14 protein-coding genes and 1 pseudogene are annotated in these 17,385 nt (G+C 68.2%); 7 read left to right on the top strand and 8 right to left on the bottom strand.

What is annotated here, in order from left to right; translation table 11 throughout:
• Positions 1-25: 25 nt before the first annotated feature.
• On the top strand, positions 26-904 hold the full coding sequence (locus ACH4RG_RS25170) for a hypothetical protein (protein WP_397932557.1): 879 nt from the start codon (positions 26-28) through the stop codon (positions 902-904).
• 359 nt (positions 905-1,263) lie between these two features.
• Here ACH4RG_RS25170 and ACH4RG_RS25165 read toward each other — a convergent pair.
• The 4 genes and pseudogenes from ACH4RG_RS25165 to ACH4RG_RS25150 form a co-directional block, all read right to left on the bottom strand.
• Positions 1,264-1,428 (bottom strand): annotated as a pseudogene (locus ACH4RG_RS25165) (transposase); the annotation flags it as partial.
• 985 nt (positions 1,429-2,413) lie between these two features.
• Positions 2,414-3,214 (bottom strand): ABC transporter permease, encoded by an 801-nt coding sequence (locus ACH4RG_RS25160; protein ID WP_397925782.1) that lies wholly within the window; start codon positions 3,212-3,214, stop codon positions 2,414-2,416.
• Positions 3,215-3,220: 6 nt separating this feature from the next.
• Positions 3,221-4,060, bottom strand: a complete 840-nt coding sequence (locus ACH4RG_RS25155) for an ABC transporter permease (protein WP_397925784.1) — start codon at positions 4,058-4,060, stop codon at positions 3,221-3,223.
• Entirely contained in the window at positions 4,057-5,028 is a 972-nt protein-coding gene (locus ACH4RG_RS25150) for an ATP-binding cassette domain-containing protein (protein WP_398163083.1), read from the bottom strand. The genes ACH4RG_RS25155 and ACH4RG_RS25150 overlap by 4 nt, the downstream gene beginning before the upstream one ends.
• A gap of 821 nt (positions 5,029-5,849) precedes the next feature.
• Between ACH4RG_RS25150 and ACH4RG_RS25145 the strand changes: the two genes are divergently transcribed.
• The 4 genes from ACH4RG_RS25145 to ACH4RG_RS25130 all read left to right on the top strand — a co-directional run bounded on the left by ACH4RG_RS25145 (position 5,850) and on the right by ACH4RG_RS25130 (position 7,897).
• A complete protein-coding gene (locus ACH4RG_RS25145) occupies positions 5,850-6,113 on the top strand; it encodes a hypothetical protein (protein WP_398540290.1) in 264 nt (87 codons plus the stop codon).
• Positions 6,114-6,379: 266 nt separating this feature from the next.
• A complete protein-coding gene (locus ACH4RG_RS25140; protein WP_398540289.1) occupies positions 6,380-6,688 on the top strand; it encodes an acyltransferase in 309 nt (102 codons plus the stop codon).
• Positions 6,689-6,939: 251 nt separating this feature from the next.
• Complete coding sequence (locus tag ACH4RG_RS25135) at positions 6,940-7,149, top strand: hypothetical protein (protein WP_351054425.1); 210 nt, start codon at positions 6,940-6,942, stop codon at positions 7,147-7,149.
• 16 nt (positions 7,150-7,165) lie between these two features.
• Positions 7,166-7,897 (top strand): restriction endonuclease, encoded by a 732-nt coding sequence (locus ACH4RG_RS25130; protein WP_397925792.1) that lies wholly within the window; start codon positions 7,166-7,168, stop codon positions 7,895-7,897.
• Between the two features lie 708 nt (positions 7,898-8,605).
• Here the strand turns inward: ACH4RG_RS25130 and ACH4RG_RS25125 are convergent.
• Complete coding sequence (locus tag ACH4RG_RS25125; protein WP_398540288.1) at positions 8,606-8,848, bottom strand: hypothetical protein; 243 nt, start codon at positions 8,846-8,848, stop codon at positions 8,606-8,608.
• A gap of 197 nt (positions 8,849-9,045) precedes the next feature.
• Between ACH4RG_RS25125 and ACH4RG_RS25120 the strand changes: the two genes are divergently transcribed.
• A complete protein-coding gene (locus ACH4RG_RS25120; RefSeq protein WP_397925796.1) occupies positions 9,046-9,477 on the top strand; it encodes a DUF3592 domain-containing protein in 432 nt (143 codons plus the stop codon).
• Between the two features lie 1,236 nt (positions 9,478-10,713).
• Here the strand turns inward: ACH4RG_RS25120 and ACH4RG_RS25115 are convergent.
• Positions 10,714-10,872, bottom strand: coding sequence for a hypothetical protein (locus tag ACH4RG_RS25115; RefSeq protein WP_397925800.1), 159 nt, complete (start codon positions 10,870-10,872; stop codon positions 10,714-10,716).
• Between the two features lie 244 nt (positions 10,873-11,116).
• Positions 11,117-14,860, bottom strand: coding sequence for a hypothetical protein (locus ACH4RG_RS25110; protein WP_398540287.1), 3,744 nt, complete (start codon positions 14,858-14,860; stop codon positions 11,117-11,119).
• Between the two features lie 633 nt (positions 14,861-15,493).
• Here ACH4RG_RS25110 and ACH4RG_RS25105 point away from each other — a divergent pair.
• Positions 15,494-15,874, top strand: a complete 381-nt coding sequence (locus ACH4RG_RS25105) for a hypothetical protein (RefSeq protein ID WP_398540286.1) — start codon at positions 15,494-15,496, stop codon at positions 15,872-15,874.
• 572 nt (positions 15,875-16,446) lie between these two features.
• Here ACH4RG_RS25105 and ACH4RG_RS25100 read toward each other — a convergent pair.
• A partial coding sequence (locus ACH4RG_RS25100; protein WP_398540285.1) for a TetR/AcrR family transcriptional regulator occupies positions 16,447-17,385 on the bottom strand: 939 nt, incomplete at its 5' end.

The following is a 17,385-nucleotide window of genomic DNA, read 5'->3' as shown; positions in this document are numbered from 1 at the left end:
GGAGAACAGCTCACGGGGGAGCACAGTGGCCGAGGTCGTCGCGGTACACGGCATCTGGAACCGCCAACCGCACCGGACTCCCGGGCAGGCCGCCGCGGACCTCGGCGTCCAGTGGGAGGGAACGTTGGGCGCGGGGTACCGAGACGCGGGTCTCCACCACCTTCGCGCACCGCGCATCGCCGCCGCCTACTACGCCCATCTGCTGCGGGACGACGGCGAACAGGCGGGTGCCCCGGACCCCGAGAGCCTGACATCGGCCGAACAGCACCTCCTGACGGAGTGGGCCTTGGCGCACGGCATGCCGCAGGAGGTGGCCCAGGGGCCGGTCACCGCGATGTTCGAGCCCACCCTGAGCTGGGTGCTGCGCCACACCGGAGGCGTGGGCAGGCGAACGGCCGGCCTCGCCGCGAGGGCTCTACGGGAAGTCCGCACCTACCTGGGGCAGCAAGCGCGCAGGGAAGCCGCACAGGACCTCGTCCGGGATCTGTTGACCGAGCACACACCGACTGTGGCGATCGGGCACTCGCTCGGCTCCGTGGTTCTCTACGAGAGCCTGTGGCGCGAGCCGTATCCGGAAGTGGACCTCCTGGTCACACTGGGGTCGCCGCTCGCCCTGCCCAGAGGCGTCTTCGACCTGCTCGACCACGGCGGACTCACCGTACGGGGCGCCAGACCACCCGGTGTGAAGCGCTGGGTGAACCTGGCCGAGGCGGGCGACCTCATCGCGGTACCCCGCCCGCTGTCCGACCGGTTCGACGGCGTGGACACCGACGACGTCGTGCACATGGCGCCTGTCGACTGCCACACCATGGGCATGTACCTGTCCTGCGGCATGGTCGCCGCGGCGATCGCCCCGCATCTTGCCGCGCCGGACGAGCTGACGTCTTCGGCATCCGGGGACTGAGGATCGGGTCGCCGTCCGCCGCCGCGTTCAGGGGGCGCCGGTTCGGCATAACACCGTGCTGCGGGTCAGGACGGTCGTGAGGGCGACGGCCGGCAAGGGGGAACCGTGTCTTCGGCCCCGCCGGCAGGCCGTCGACGCCCTGCGTCAGCAGGTTCCGCCTGGCAGCCACTGCCGCCCCGACACCGCGCTCGGCATCCTCGGCCAGGCAGTGTCCGGCAAATGATCACGGACTGCTTTCGCGGAGCCACAGGAGCGGCGAGGACAGGACGCCCCCGGCGCCGTAGCGGTCGGCGAGCTTGTCGCATCTGTTTCGCGATCGCGCGGAACCGTTTGAGGCGTGCGAAGTGTCGTTCGGCCACGTTGTCGCCGACCTGGACGTGTTCCAGCAGATACGCCCGGGTCCCGTCCTCTTCCCAGCGGGCGAACCGCTCGTGGACCGTCTGCCAGGGTCCGTACCGCTCGGGCGTATCGCGCAACGGAGCCCCGGTCCGCAGCCGCCACAGCACACGGTCGACCACCTGCCGGTCCGCGGCAACGGAGTCCTCATCCACTCCTACGACGCGTCCGTCAACCCGCTTCGGCGTGACGCAAGACGAACGACCAGAGTGTTCGTGCTCGCGCACGGGGTCCGTCACGAAACGGCTCAGCCGGTAGGCTGTCGGCGGCGCCAGGCGCCCGCACAGCGAGTCGATCCGGCTCCCCCGACCCGTCGACGCCCACCTGTCGGAGAGGGCCCGAGCGCGAACGCACCCCCCCTGGTCCCGAGTCTCACCGACGGCCTCCCCCGTCCCGCTCCCGGCGCGGTGCGAGCGGCGAGCGGCTGTCGAGCGTCCGCCTTCCGCCGCCTTCCGCGACATCCGCGCCGGGGCGGAAGCCACGGTGTGGAGGTCAACAGCAGCAAGCGGATCCACCGGTACACCGGAGACCAGCCCAGCTGGTACAACCCTGCCCAACTGTTCGTGTGGGACCGGGCCTTGACCGTCGCGCTCCGCACAGCGGGCGATGGGGCCCGCGATCAGCGGGATGCGCACACCTTCCGCCGTCTGAGATAGGCCCACCACCGGGAGTCGCGACAGTGCGGTTTCACCAGGATGCGCCGTCAACACTTCTGTTCGGGTCCTGGGGATGGGAGGCACTCCTGTTCAGGTCCTGGGGATGGGAGGCGCCGGTCTCCGGTCGGCGTGGCATCGGGCAGCAACGCTGTGCGCGTTCTGCGTGGCGGTCCGCGCTCCTACGATGATCTCCGCGGCCATTCGCCGCGTGCTGGGCGCGGGCCACGAAGCTCGTCATCGGGATCGGGGCCTGGCTGATCAGCGGCGGCGGCAGCGCCTCGTGCCGCCCCGAGCGGCACTGGCGACGCAGAGGTCGAGGAGGGTCCCGACAGGTGCACACGGGAGCGTCGTCATCGACGAGCCGCCCCAGCCGCGGGCCTGACCGGGGGTCGGGGCTCGCGTCGGCGGGCTTCTCCTTGCGGCGTGGGGAAGACGTCGACTGGCCCCGGTCTTCCGCTCAGTGCCCACTGCTCTCGTAATGCCGGGATTGCCGTTCCCAGAAGCGGTACGCGGCATACATGAGTACGATGCCGACGCCCGGGGCGCCCCAGGCGAGCCATTCCGGCACGGCGAGTTCTTCCTCCCGGCCCATCAGCACGGTCGCCGGGAGGTAGGCGACGAAGGCGAGCGGGAAGACGAAGGTCAGCCCGAAGCCGGCTACCGGGCCGAAGATCTTCAGCGGGTAGTTGCCGAAATCGCTGAAGATCATGTCGATGGCGAACTTGATGGGGGAGACCCTCTTCATCCTGAAGACGAGCGCGGAGGCGGCCAGTTGCAGGGCACCTTCCACCAGCGCACCGCCCACCACCGCGAGCAGGAGGAAACAGACGGCTCCCGGCGACCAGTCGACCGGCGCGGAGGCCGAGGCGATGGACAGGAGAACCGATCCGCCGGCCAGGTCGCCGAGCGAGCTCAGCCGCACCCTGCGGGTGAGTAGCTGGACCAGCGGAGGCACCGGGCGGACGAGATAGCGGTCGTATTCGCCCTCGATGACGACCTCGTCGACGTGGATCAGCTGATGACCGGGGAGCAGCCACAGACCGTGGGCGGTGAGCCTTATCCCGTAGAGGAAGGCGATCTCTCCCAGTCCCCAGCCGCCGACCTGCCCGAAGCGGTCCAGCACCGCCCAGATGAAGGCCAGCCCGACGCCCTGGTAGAACAGTCCGCCGCTGATGTTGATGAACAGGTTCCCCCGGTACTGGAACTCGGCGCGGAACGCCGCACCGGCGAGCAGCAGATAGACCCGTGGGCCTCGCATCGTCCTTCATCCCCCCTGTGACAGGACGCGGCGCCGGGCGCGCGACCAGACGAACGCGGCCAGTGCGCCGAGGCCGGCGATCCACGCCAGCTGAACCCCCAGGGCGGCCGCGATGCCGGCACCCTCGATCTGACCCAGGTAGACGGCCGCCGGGGTGTACGCGGTGGCCTGGAAGGGCAGCCATTCCGCGGCCGCCCTGACAGGGCCGGGCATGAACCACAACGGGACCAGCGCCCCGGAGAAGAACTGTGCGACGAAGCGGTAGGCAATGAGGGCACCGCTCACCTCCAGGGTCCAGAAGGACACCATGCCGAGCAGCAGCCCGATCAGCTGGTTCACGAGCAGCGCGCCGACCAGCGCCACGGAGTAGGCGAACCCCGCGGCCACCGAGGCGGGTGCCCGTCCCGCGCCGATCAGCAGCGCGAACGGCAGTGCCACCAGCAGGACCGGGACCGCGGCTGAAGCCCACCCGAGCTGGCCGGCGAGCATCTGCCCGGGGAAGCCGATGGGCCGCAGCAGGTCCACGGCGACTTTTCCCTCCCGTACCCGCTGGTCGATGGGGGAGGACCGCCACGGGCTGACGAGCTGGTACTGGAGCGTCGTCAGTGTCGCGTACGCCGTCATGGTGGTGAGGCCGAGCCCGTCCACCTCCTCACGGCCGTCGTAGAGGGCCTTCCACACCACCGTCAGCAACCAGATCTGGAGGAGCACCATCGCGAAGGACGACAGATAGGCCGTGCGGTAGGTGAGGGCGGCGCGGAACTCCATCCGGGCACAGGCGAGATGGGCCCGCAACAGGGCCCCGAGTGGCTGCTTCGTGGCGGCCCGGGCCGTCGGGGCGGTCATCCGCGGTCCGCGTAGATCCGGTGGATGACGCTCTCCAGCTCGGGTTCCACGATCGACAGGTCGGTCACCCGGTGCTGAGCCAGCACCGCGGCCACCAGTTCGGCGGGCGGCGTGCGCACGGGGTCGAAGCGCAGCCACACCTTGCCGGCCTCCCGGCGGACGATCTCCGCGCCCTCGACGCTCTCCAGCCGGTCGGTCTGTACCACGAGTTCGCGGTGGGGGGCGTAGCGGGCCTTCAGTTCGTCCACCGCGCCGTCGTAGGCGACCTTGCCGTGGTCGATGAGGATGATCCGGTCGCAGAGTTCCTCGACGTCGTCGAGGTCGTGCGTGGTGAGGAGGACCGTGGTGCCCGAGGCGCGGTTCAGCTCACCGACGAAGGTACGTATCCGCTCCTTGGCGATGACGTCGAGCCCGACGGTCGGTTCGTCCAGGTAGAGGATGTCCGGGTCGTAGAGCATCGCGGCGGCGAGGTCACCGCGCATCCTCTGGCCGAGGGAGAGCTGGCGGACGGGGGTGTCGAGGAACGGACCGAGGTCGAGTACCTCACTGAACTGCCGCTGCTTCTCGTGGAACCGGGCCCGCGGTACGTCGTAGAGACGGCTGATCAGCCAGAGCGAGTCGCGCAGTGGCAGGTCCCACCAGAGCTGGCTGCGCTGGCCGAAGACCACGCCTATGCGGCGGGCGTTGCGGGACCGGTCTCGCCAGGGGGTGATGCCGGCGACCGTGACGGTGCCGGATGTGGGGACGAGGATGCCGGTGAGCATCTTGATGGTGGTGGACTTGCCCGCACCGTTGGGGCCGAGATATCCGACCATCTCACCCTGCTGGACCGTGAAGTTCACGCCGTCGACCGCACGTTTGACGGTCTGCGCGCGTGTCAGCAGGGTGCGGATGCCCGCGAAGGCGCCCTCCTGCCGTTGGGGCCGGCTGAACTCCTTGACGAGGTCTGCCACCTCGATGACGGGCATGTGTGCCTCTCCTGGAGTGGGCCGGGCGCTGTCGGGCGAGGTCTGAGAGTGTGCACACCCGAGCTTGGTCTAGTCCATCCATTTATGGCGCGGCCGGTACTCATGCGCAGTGGTGAAGGCGTCCGGTGGTCCGTCGGTCTGCCGGAGTCGGTTCTGTGCCTCGTCGGACCGGCGTTCGGCAAGGCAGATGGGCTGAGGGCCGGGTGTCCCCGAGGGGGCGGCCCCGGATCGCCGCCGCGGACGGCTATCCGCACACCCGCCTCCTCGCCTCCCACCTCGCGCGCACCCGCCCGGCCCACCGGCATCGCGCCCGCCGTCACGCCGCGGCAGTGGGGGAGTGGCGGGGACCGCGCGATCGACGCCGCTGTACGCCTGTCGGCCGGCGGGCCCTCGAAGGCGCCCGGCTCGTTGCCCGGGCGCACCGCGCCTGCCCGCCGTAGCTCGCCGCTGGTCTCCCGCTGCGGGCGCGCGTCGCGTTGAGGGTTGCTCCGGGGCGGGTGGGAGTGGGTCGGCCGCCGGCGGTGTCGGTCCGGTCGGCCCGGTCGTGGGCCGGACGGGTCAGGTCGCGGGGGCGCTTACGGCGGCTGGGGTGGGGGCGGCGTCGGACCTGGCTGGTGTGCTCGGCGAAAGTGCCTCGGTCCGGTGGACGGTGTTCTCGATGATCCGATGACCGCGGTCCGCCCGGGCGGCGGTCTCGGAGGGGGACGAGTGGTGGGCGGCTTCTGCCCCCATAGCAGCTGGGTGAAGCTCTACCGCCCTACGGAGTCTTGTCCGGACAATGGGCGTCCATCCATGTGGCCGTCAGGTCGCGGCAGGTCACCGTGAGTGTGCCCGGACGGAATGCGATCTCGTGGGTCGATCTCGAAGGCGGAGACGCCGGTGTAGCGAATGATCAGGTCTTCCTCGTGCTTCCAGCCGTTGTGCCGAAACCTGAGTTCGATCTTGCGGCTCTCGCCGCTGCTCGGGTCGCCGAACCGAACGAGCTCGAGACGCAGGTCTTTCACGCATCGTTCGCCGTAGAAGTCATAGTGGTCCTCAAAATGAGCAGTGGCGCGCGTGGCTGGGCCGACAGTTCGTGGCTGTGAATGAGAACGTGTTCCGGCTGGAGGAGCTGTTGTTCCCCTCGATCGCGGACGTCGGCCCCGGTGCACGCCGCCGCACTCATTCCCAGCTGTCACCCACCGTGTCGGCACCACAGAACCTGAGCCAGAACCACCACTTGGTGAATAAAGCCACCGGGCGGCTCGGCGGGGGTCGGCCCGTCCGGTCGACGTGCGAGGGGCATCCGGACGGGGTCCGTTCTCCACAAGGGCCCGCCTGTCGATCTTGCCGCCAGTGCGGCGCATACCTGATGCGGAGTGCGCATACGCCCAGCACGGAAGCCACTCTGCGGCTCACCATCGCGGCCCTGATGCACCTGACCGGGGAGCGGCAGGCCGACCTCGCCGAGGGGCTCGGCCTGGGCCAGACGCAGATCAGCCGGAAGCAGTCCGGCACTCCCGCCTGGTCGCTGGCCGACGTCGACAAGCTCTCCGCGCACCGCAGCATCCCGGTCATCGACCTCCTGGCCGGCGTCGACCGGGCCGCCCACTGTTTGTCCGCCCGCCGTCGCGCGCCGATGCCCGGCCCCGCTCAGCTCACCATCACCATCACCCCGTGAAAACCGCCCGGCTCCCTGGCGGCCCCGATGCTGCCCGCCAGGGAGCCGTCATCCGGCCGGATCCAGCGAATGAGCCCATGGGTGGCCGCTCCGTCCGAGTCCTGCGGCCGCCCTTACCTGCGGTTCAGTGCGCCGATCCGGCCAATCGGTGACTTTGCGTCATCTTATGGTGACCTTGAGGCGCGGCCGTATGGATGCGGATACACAGAGGGGTCGGAACGGAACCGAGGTGATCCGGGGGCGGGGCAAGGGTGCTGACGATCAATGTGGGAGTACTGCTCGCCGTCATCGTCATTCTGCGGCTGCGCCGGCGTACGCATTCCCGGAGCCGGAACGACGAGAAGCTGACCGTGGTCATCGTGCTCGCCCTCGGCGTCGTCATCGCCCCGACCCCGGTCGGCGAAGGCATCCTCGACTTCCTGGGCCAGCTCGCCTCCGGCATCACCGATTCCTCCCGCTGAAACCGGAGCACTCCCGATGGCCAACCGCCGCCCACCGCCCCGCCGCCGGCCCGCGGCACGTCGTCCCGCACGCCGCAGCGCGCTGCCCCGCCGTCGCCGCTCGCGCCGGCAGCAGCGCCGCGACACTCAGCTGCTCCTGCTCGGATTAGGTGGTGTCGCAGGCCTTGCCCTGGTCTGGGCGGTGATCTCCTGGCTGCTGGTGAACTGGTGGGCGCTGGTCGTACTCGGAGCCGTTGCTGCCGTCGGAGGGACGGTGTGGGCCCACCGGTACCGCCAGCAGCAGGCATGGGACCGCGTACGGCAGCAAGCGTTGCGCTACGGGCTCCCGCAGTTGGACGCCCTGCACCACCGGGACTTCGAGTATGCGATCCGCGACCTGATGCTCCGCGACGGGTGCACCGACGCCCGGCAGATCGGCGGTGCCGGGGACAACGGCGCGGACGTCCTGGCTACCGACCCGTTGGGCCGCACCTGGGTCATCCAGGCCAAGCACCGCAAGGACGGCGACTGCGGCTCAGCCGTCGGCACCCCCGACCTCCAGCGTGTCAACGGCACCGCCCGCCAGCTGTATGGCGCGGACGTCGTCCTGGTCGTCACCAACGGTCGCTTCTCCACCCGCTGCGCACCCCTGGCCCAGCAGCTACACATGCACCTCGCCGACCGGCGCACCCTGGCGACCTGGGCCAGCGGCGGGCGCCCCTTGTGGGAGCTCCTCCCGAAGATTCCGCCGCCCCGTAAAGGCCGGTAGCCCGCGTGCCAGTCGACAGAGCGGCTTCTCCGTGGCTGCTTCGATACCGACGCCGGTACCCTCCAGACCCGATCTGACGTCAGGGAGCGCGGGCAGTGAGTGGTGGAGCTCGGCAGGAGTGGGAGCGGCTGCACACCAAGGCGTACCGCATGGATGCCTGGCGCAGGGCGGACCGAGGCCGAGATCGTGGAGGCCGGGATGGTCGCGGCCACCTGCGGCGCACCGCAGACCGCCGCCCTGCCAGACTCGGTCGTGCCTGATCTGTTGGGTCATGGGGCGGTTCGGGCGGCGGCGGTGCGGGCGTCGGGCCGCCGTTGAGGGCAGGTCACACGTACATGGCTGCGTTCTGCATCGCCTGGTGCACGAAGGCCCTCCAGTCGGGCGCGGGCCAGGTGCTGGACCCGTCGCTCCACGCCTCCTGGGTCGTACCGGCTGCTGCCCAAGGTTCTCCCGCTGTCGAGGCCGAAGCTGTAGTTGCTGTCGCCCCAACGGCGAGCGTGGCTACCAGCCCCGCAGCGGCGAGTGCATGACGAATAGGCATGGCGCACCTTTCTCCAAGAAGCCCCGTCCTGACGCGGGCTGAGTATCTGAACCCTGGCAGAGGTGGTCAGCAGCGAACCAGGGAGAACAGCTCTTGTCCTATATTCGCCTGTGCTTGTCTCATCCCGGACTCCGCCACCCTGAGGTGGCCTTGACTGAGAAGCCATCTCAATCGGTGAACCTGCGGTAACGGATGATGGCGTAGGGGATGGCCAGCACGGGAGCGTGGCCGGTGCCACTTCCATCGATCACCTGCGCGGCATCATGGCCGAAGTCCAGATGGCTACCGTGCGCAACATCGTCATGTTCTCCCTCTTCTCCGACTTCACGGACTTCAGCACCTTCCGAACACCACAAGGGCGAGGCCGACGCCATGCGCGACCAGTCCTTCGCCTGGAGCAACGCGCTCAAGCCCCTGCGTGCCCCAGCCGATGCGCAGATCATGAGAGACAGGCACACGGCGAAGCACGGGCGTCGCCCAGCCGTCGCGGTGGGTGTAGAGGTCGCCCCGGAGAGCCCAGGGCCCGGGGCCCTCGGGCGGATCCCGCTTCTCTTCCCTCGAGTGAAGGTGACGCAACTTTGGTTGGGAACAGCGCGTCTTATGTGCCATGGACCTTTCGGACAGCTCGTTCGCCTGGATCTTCTTACTGATCATCGGTGCGATTTTTGTGACGCCGAGCGTGCGAGAGATACGCCGGACGAGGAAACTGCGACAAACCGGGGCTAAGGCGTACGGTCGGATCGTCGGTCACCACCTCGGCGAGAGCGACAACGGGAACACAACCTACGCTCCCGTGGTCGACTGGCAGACTCCCGACGGCGTTCGGCGCGAGTACCGTGCTTCCTCTGGAAACACCGGGAAGGGTCGCTTCAAGGTGGGCAGAAACGTGGTGATCCACTACTACCCGGCCGATCCTGACGCTAGTGCAGCGCTCCGCGGCTACGACGGGGGATGGGTTGCATGGCTCGCCCTGGTACCCGGTACCGCAGCCATCGCTGGCGGGTTGTTCGAGATGGTGGAAATGCTCCTCGTCCGGTAGTTGAGACCAGTCCTGCATGCTGAAGGTGTGGCGGCGGGGCAGGGGCAGCGGCCTGACAGCGTCGACCGCGCGAAGGGCACTGGTACTGACGCTCGCGTCCGGAGCTCTACGCCCGGGCAACACCTCGTCCGCCCCCAGCGCTCCCCGCTCGTGCCTGCCGACACCGATTCCTGCTCGGTCAATGGCTCGTCGAACGTCGCGACCAAGCAGCGACTGCGCCCATCCCGGATGCGCGTCCACGCCAGCCAGAACACCACCCAGGCCTGGCCGCACCCGCCCGCAGCGGAATCGCCGGTGAAGACCCGAGAGAGAGGGCCGCTGATGGCCCCGCGCTGCCCTCGCCGCCCACCGTGCCACCTGGAACACCACCCGGTCGCGCACCAGGCCCGAGGTCCAGGCGGCCGCCGAACGGCAGCTCCGTGAACGGCTCCGGGAACCAGCGGAGAGCTTCGCCGACGACCGCCAGGCCCTCGAGGAGCTCCGTACCAAAGCGGCCGCCCAGCAGCAGGTGCGCCCCAGCGAAGCACCCGGGCACGGGCCCTGCGACGCCTCGCCGCCGAACGCGCCGGGCTGGCCCGGTGTCACCGTCCTTTACCTCGACCTGACCGCCGTACGGGCCATCGCTCAGCAGTAGACCTGGGCCACAGCTCACATGCGGCAGGCCGATCTGAACAACGAGACCGCCGCGTTGTACGAGGCACTGACCGGCGCCGAGCCGCAACTCGCCGAGGAGCACCGCGACAGCGCCGAGCGCGCCCGTGCCCACGCCGTGTCTGAGCGGAAGTACGCCGAACTGCTCGCCACCAGGACTCCGCTGACGTCGGGCCGCTGCAGCACGGGGTGCGCGGCCTGCTCGGCACTCACGCCGGCGGCGCGGGCGTGCGTCATCGCCGAGCTCCCATCACCGAGGTCGTGGTACCCCTTGGCCATGTGTCAGGACAGCAACGTGGCCGGGATGTGTGCTGGCGGGGGATGCGAAGGTGTCCTTCGCGCTGGGCGTACTGGGCGATCGCGGCAATGCCCCGCTCGAACGCCCCGGCCCCCTTCCCGGCCGGGGCGCTCTCGGCCCGGGCTCGAGCCCGAGTGCTTCCAGGCGTGTGTGCTGCTCGGGGTCCCGCGACGCCCGCGCAGATGGCCACCTCTCTGCCGCGGATCGTCGAGGTAGCTCTGGTGTCAGTGGCCACATGCCACGGTGCCGAGGCCGTTCACCCACCAGCAGGGCTCAGGACATCTCGTTCACACGGCCACCGCCCACTTCAGCGCCAGACCGGTCGGCCGCTCCAACTGCCCGACGGTGAGCGTGGCCCGCCGGTTCTTCCTGTTCGACAGCCACACCTCCAGCTCCACCTCAGCCTCCGCACCGTCCGGACCCGCGACAACCTCAGTGGTCGTCACGACCGCCATGCGGGAGCGGGTCCGGGGCAGGCGCGGCAACTGGACGACAAGCTGCACGGGCGCCCGCTGCCCCTCCGCACGCAGCGTCGACTCGTCCGTGTGTCACTACACGCCTTGCCGGGGCTGTGGATCACCCGAGGACCACGGCCCGGCTCGGTGGTCTCCTGCCCGCCGCAACGCTGTGGCACCTGCACCATGCCGTGCGGCGGGAGCAGTCCGCCCGCGACGGCCTCCGCAACGGAGCTCAGGCTGGGCAGGTCTGCCCGGTGGTTTGATCCGGCAGGTACGCGGTGCGTTCTTGCTCGGTGAGTTCGCGTGCGACGGCTCGGCAGATCTTGGTGATCGCAGCGGCGGGGGTGGGCAGTGCCACGTTCCACAGCCTTGTGGTCCTGTCCCAGCTGCCCGTGGCCAGGGTGCGGCCGTCGGGGCTGAAGGCAACGGCCACTGTCGGGCCGGTATGTCCGGAGAGCGTGGCGACTGCCGTGTCGGTTTTCGTGTCCCAGAGTTGTACGGTTCGGTCGTCGATACCTGCGGTAGCCAGGGTGCGGTTGTCCGGACTGAATTCCAGGAAGTGCTGAGTGTTGATGTGCCCGGGCAGCCTCTTGCGGAGACGTTCGGTTGCTGTGTCCCAAAGTCGAACTACATGGTCGTTTCCGGCACTCGCCAACGTGCCACCGTCCGGGCTGAAGGCGAGGAGGGTCACGTCCGGGTGTCCGGTCAGGGTCTTTCGGAGACGGCCGGTGGCCGCGTCCCACAGCCGTATTCTGTTGCCACCGGTTGCCAGGGTATGCCCGTCGGGACTGAACGCGACCGAGTACGCCCCCTGCGACAAGGCGCGAGGCAGCTTATAGCGGGGGCGATTGGTGGCCAGGTCCCAGACTTCGGCCCCGTGCAACAGCCGAGTGGCCGCCAGAGTGCGTCCGTCCGGGCTGAATTCCGCTCCGACCAGGTCCCTGTCCCTGACGGACGGGCCTTTGACGTCGATGGACGGGCTCTTGCGCGGGTGGCCTGTCTCGGCGTCCCGCATGCTCACGCCGTCGTGGCTGGTGCTGAGCAGAGTGCGTCCGTCAGGGCTGAATCTCACCGAGGATGCCTCTTTGCCCGGCAAGGAGATTCGGGGACGGACGCGTGGACCATTCATGTCCCACATGTCCACCTCTCCGCCAGGGAATTCGCTGGAGGTCGCCAGGGTTCGTCCGTCAGGGCTAAAGGTCACAGCGGATATCGTCTGGGGATTCTCGGGCCGGACAAGGGCAGCTCGGGTTCGGGTGGCTGTCATGTCCCACAGCCGGACTGTCCTCTCGTAGCCGCTGGTGGCGAGGGTGTGCCCGTCGGGACTGAACGCCACTGACAGCACGCCTTCAGCGTGTCCAGAAAGTATGGCGATCGAGCTGCCGGAGGCGGTGTCCCACAGCTGGACCATCCGGTCATCGCTGCCGGTGGCCAGGGTGCGGCCGTCAGGGCTGAAGGCCAGCGAATTGGTCCCGTTGGTCTGTTTGTCGAGTCTTCTGAGGAGACGGCCGGTGGAGGTGTCCCACAGCTGTACCGGGAATGTGGTGCCCCGGGCATTATTGCTTGCGGTGGCCAGGGTCCGTCCATCGGGGCTGAACGCCAGCGAGCTTACCAATCCGGTCGATCCGGTCAGACTTCCGCGGAGGCTGCCTGTGTCTGCGTTCCACAGCCGCACCGCCTTGTCCTTTCCGCTGGTGGCCAGCGTCTGTCCGTCCGGGTTGAATGCCATCAGGTTCACCGTGTCCTGCTGTGGGGTGATGCTGGTGCGGGCCTTGCCGGTCCTGGTATCCCACAGAGACAGCGCGCCGCCGACGTCGATGGTGGCGAGGGTAAGTCCGTCGGGACTGAATGCCACCCGCCTCGATCCGCGGGTCCGCTCGCCAAGGGTTCCGCGGACGCGGCCGGTGGAGGTGTCCCACAGCTTCACTCCACGGCCGTCGTCGTCTGTGGCCAGGGTCCGCCCATCGGGGCTGAAAGCCATGGAGAGCACGACCTCGGTGAGGGGCAGGGTTCTACGCACGCGGCCCGTGGCCGGGTCCCACAGCCGGACTTTTTCGTCGCCGGCGGTAGTGGCCAGGAACTGGCCGTCGGGGCTGAAGGCCACCGAGTACACCACGTTGTTGTGACCGGTGAGTTTTTGACGGAGTGGAACGGCAGCGGCCGCTTGAAGGCTTTCCATCGCCTGGGGGGTCCGCTGGGTTCTGTATGCGTGGATGGCCAGCAGTGAGGCGAGGTCTGTGTTCGTGTCGAGGAGCGCTGCTGATTGCGCGGCGAGCTCTCGGGACTGCGCCACGCGCTGTGCGGTCGCCGTTTTGCGGCGTTCCTTGTCGCTGGTGCGGTACTGGTCCCAAGCGGTTAATCCGGCGGTGAGGGCGAGGACGAGGAGAACGGCCAGGGTGCTGGTGAACCGGCGCAGGCGTCGTGTGGTGCGGGTTGCGGCCTGTTCTTCGTGGTGGCGGGTGGTGGTGCTGGTGGTGAGGAATTCCTGTTCCTGTGTGGTGAGGTCGGTGCGGGTGTGGGGTGTTGCGAAGGCTTCTTCCGCGGCGGCGAGTCGGGTGCCGCGGTAGAGGGCTCCGGGGTCCTGGTCGAGGTTGCTCCAGATGCGGGTGGCTTCGGTGAGCTGGCGGTGGATGCGTAGGCGTTGGCGGTCTTCGTCGATCCATCCGCGGAGTCTCGGCCAGGCGGTGATCAGGGCCTCGTGGGCGAGGTCGATGGTGGGGCCATCGATGGTGAGGAGGCGGGCGGAGGTGAGGCGTTCGAGTACCGCGTTGGTGTCATTGGGGTCCGCGGTGTCGAGTTCGGTGCGGTCGATGGGGCGTCGGGTGTCCTGAGCCCCTTCGCCGGGAGTGATGAGGCGGAGCAGGATACGGCGGGCGAGCACGGCCTGGGTCGGTGTGAGGGTGGTGTAGGCGTTCTCGGCCGTGTGGGCGATGGCGCCGTGGAGTCCGTCGGCGGCGTCGTAGGCGGCTTGAGTGAGGGCCTTGCCTCTGCGGCGGCGCCAGGTTTCCAGGAGGGCGTGGGACATCAGGGGCAGGGCACCGGGTTCGCCGTCGATGTCCTGGAGGATGCGGGCAGTCAGGCCGCGTTCGACGATCAGGCCGCGTGCGGCCGCGGGCTTGACGATGGCTGCCCTCAGATCGTCCGTGTTCATCGGCCCGACGGGCACGGTGGCATTGCGCAGCACGGTGATCAGGTCGTGGTGTTCGAGGCACCGGTGGTAGAAGTCGGCCCGAAGAGCGATCAGCACCCGAAGACGGCTGCCGGGTTCGTCGGCGGCCAGGAGCCGGTCGATGAAGGCGGTCCGTTCGGCCGGATCACGGCACAGGGTGAAGAGCTCTTCGAACTGATCGACGATCAGCCACGTCGCCGCACCTCCACCTCCACGTCCGCCCGCCGCGGTCACCGGTGCCAGACGCTGTTCATGGGTGCGCATCGGGTGGCCACCGGGGGTGATGATGCGTAGGGCCGCCGGTCGCAGGGCGGGTTGGTCGGTGTGACGGAGCCGGGGCACCAAGCCGGCGCGCAGGAGGGAGGACTTGCCGCTGCCCGACGCTCCGACAACGGCGGTGACGCGGCGGTTGTAGGCCAGCTCCAGCAGTTCGTCGATGAGGCGGTCGCGACCGAAGAACAGGTCCGCGTCACCCGGCTCGAAGCGTGCCAGCCCCCGGTAGGGGGGCTCGGTGTCCTCGTCCGGCGGACGAGGACAGCGTAGGAGTTCGGTGTTCGCCCGCTCCCACCGCTCCTGCCAGTACGCGGTATCGCCGCGGCACACACCGACGTAGGCCAGCAGCACCTGCAGGGTCGGCAGACGCTCGCCCGCCGCGGCCTGCGAAAGCGTCGCCCCGGAATAGCCGGCCCGCCGTGCCATGGCCCGGTAGGCGGGTGCACCGGCCTCGTCTCGCAGTTTGCGCAGCTCGTGAGCGAACCGCGCGACGGGCCCGTCCTGCGGATCGATGGGATTCTCCGGACGCCCCACGTATTTCCCCGCTCTCGCAACCGGCCGACCTTGCACGAACGGCCACCGTACGGACGCAGGCCACAGGCCCGCAACGAGGCGGGAAGCAAACGAGCCACCCTCGGCCACCGATTGATCAGTGCAGCTCAGACGGGCTGCCAATCAACTCCGCGCCCGGTGAACTCGAACTCGTCGGGCCGCGCTTCGCCGCTCCGGAACACAGGACGGCCGGCCCGCGAACGACGATCCGAACCCGGCGAGCCCATCGAGATGGGTGCGGAACAGGAGGCCGCGCCAGACCTCGATAGCGGAAGGCAGACATGAACTCCGGAAAGCGTTCTCTCACAGCCGCGCTGATCACCATCTGTGCAGTGGGCGGGACCACGCTCGCTACCAGAGGTGAAGCCTCGGCGGCCAGCTACCGCTGCACCACATCCCAGCACTCCATCGACGACCCGTCCTACTCGGGCCCGTGGGGCGACAACTGGGACGTCACCACCAAGCTGTGCGCGAAGGCTCCGGCTCCTACGTCTACGCCTACGCCAAGGTCATGTGGGACGGACCGGAATACGGCCAATGCGACAACATCAGCTGCGCCGTTTGGGGTCACTGAATATTTCGGGATTCATCGAACTGAGAAAGAAAGAGGGAGAAATGATCAAGTCTCGACTCACTCGCGTCGCTGTGGTCGCAGGGGCCGCCGCGTTGATCGCCGCCTCGGTTGCACCGGCCCAGGCTGTCGAAGCGAAGGGCAACATGACGATCTACCTTCCGAAGGGTCGTGGAAAGATGATCTTCCACGACGACGGGGACGTGTTCAAGATCTGCGACACCAAAGCCGACGGACACGGCGTCACGGGATACCTGTACAAGCAGGGAACCACTGGGAGCGCGGTCATCGCGTTCAAGGAGGCAGATGGCGGCGATGCGGGCTGTGACAAGCACCCGTACAACGTAGGCAGGCTGGCCAACTATCAGATGCAACTCTTCTGGAACGGCGGTGGCAGCGTTCTCTCGAAGTGGTTCAACGAGTAGTCACACGTTCCGTTCGTGCTCGCCGCGGCTGCTTGTCGGCAGGCAGCCGCAGGGGACGGAGGAAGGCTTCCTGCGCCCCCTGCGGCTGCCGCAAGTGAGAATCTGCGCATGCCGCATCGCTGGAACGGAGCGTTGCGCCCGGACCCCTGCGCCGCCGGGGTTCTGTTGCCAGGTTCGTTCTGCTGCGGCTTCCCCGTACGCCTGCCATGGAACGCCCCCTCCCTGTGGCCGCCCCAGGGGCGTCGACTCATGGTTGTTGGCGCACGCGCCAGGGCTTCGAGCCCATCTACGGTCAGCTCTTCCCGAGCACGTCCCGAAGATCGGGGGAGCTCCGGGCATCGAAGCCAGTGCGGCTTCGACGGTCGCCTGCCAGACGAGCGCGGCGACAGCGACCGGTGGGCGCCCGGCAAGCAGGCACAGCACTCAGCCCGCCTCGCCGTCCCGTTCGGGGTGTCGGGCTGGGAGCTGTGCCGTCGGCAGGCTGCCCGAGCCGGGCTGGTCTGGTAATTGAACAAGCCGTTCGCAGGTCGCTGCCGAAGGCCGTCAGGACGGCGGGCGCTTTCTCGCGGACGTCACTTGCTTCCGCGGCCGCGGCGTTCGACGAACGCCTCCAGCCCGTCCAGGATTCGCTGCAGCCCGAATTCGAAGTGGTCGAAGTCGGAGCTGGAGGAGTCCTCGGAGAGCGAGTTCAGTGTGGGAAAGCGGCCGCTGGCCATGACTTCCTGCAGGACCGAGCGCTGGCCCGCCCAGAACTCGGAATCCGTCAGACCCGTCCGGCGTCCCGCCTCCTGGGCGTACAGATCGAAGTGGGCGACCCCGGTGACGTATGAGTCGATCATGATGATTACCGAAACGAGTTCGGGGCTGTGTAGGTTTTTGGATTTGATGTCGGAGATGATCTTTTTCATGTCGTGGGTGCGGTGTGGATCAAGGGTCGAGCGGTGTCGGCTGATTTGGAGTGTCCAGGGGTGGAGTCGGTAGAGGGCGAGGTTGTTGCGGGCGTAATTCTCCAGAGTTGTGCGCCAGTTCGTGGTGGGGTTGTGGGTGTGATTGTTCGTGCGCACGCAGTGGTTCAGCATGTGGTTGAGTAGCTCGTTCTTGTTTGGTATGTACCGGTAGAGCGACATGGTGCCGATGCCCAGTTCCGTGGCGATTCTGCGCATCGAGACGGCTTCCAGGCCTCGGGTGTCCGCGATCTGGATGGCTGTTTCCACGATCTGGTTCAGTGTCTTTCCTGGTTTGAGTCCCCGGCGGGGGTGGTCTGTGTCCTGCGGGAGTTCGTGGGTGTGAGTGGTGTCTTTGCTGTTGGTGGTCTCCGTATTGTTTCCTGTGTGGTTTGTCGTGGGCGTCATGGTAATTCCCGGATAGAGGTCGGATATAGCGATTCTTGGAATGCCGAGGGGTTGGGGTGATGCTTTGGTGCCGGTCATGTGGGTTCGGATACGGTCGCGTTGGTTTTGGGTGACAATATTTTTCATGGGCCTCGGTTTTCTGATGTGTTGGCCCGGGAG

This window comes from Streptomyces sp. NPDC021019 (genome assembly GCF_044333295.1).
Classification (GTDB): Bacteria; Actinomycetota; Actinomycetes; order Streptomycetales; family Streptomycetaceae; genus Streptomyces.
This window is presented reverse-complemented; position numbering and strand designations above follow the sequence as displayed.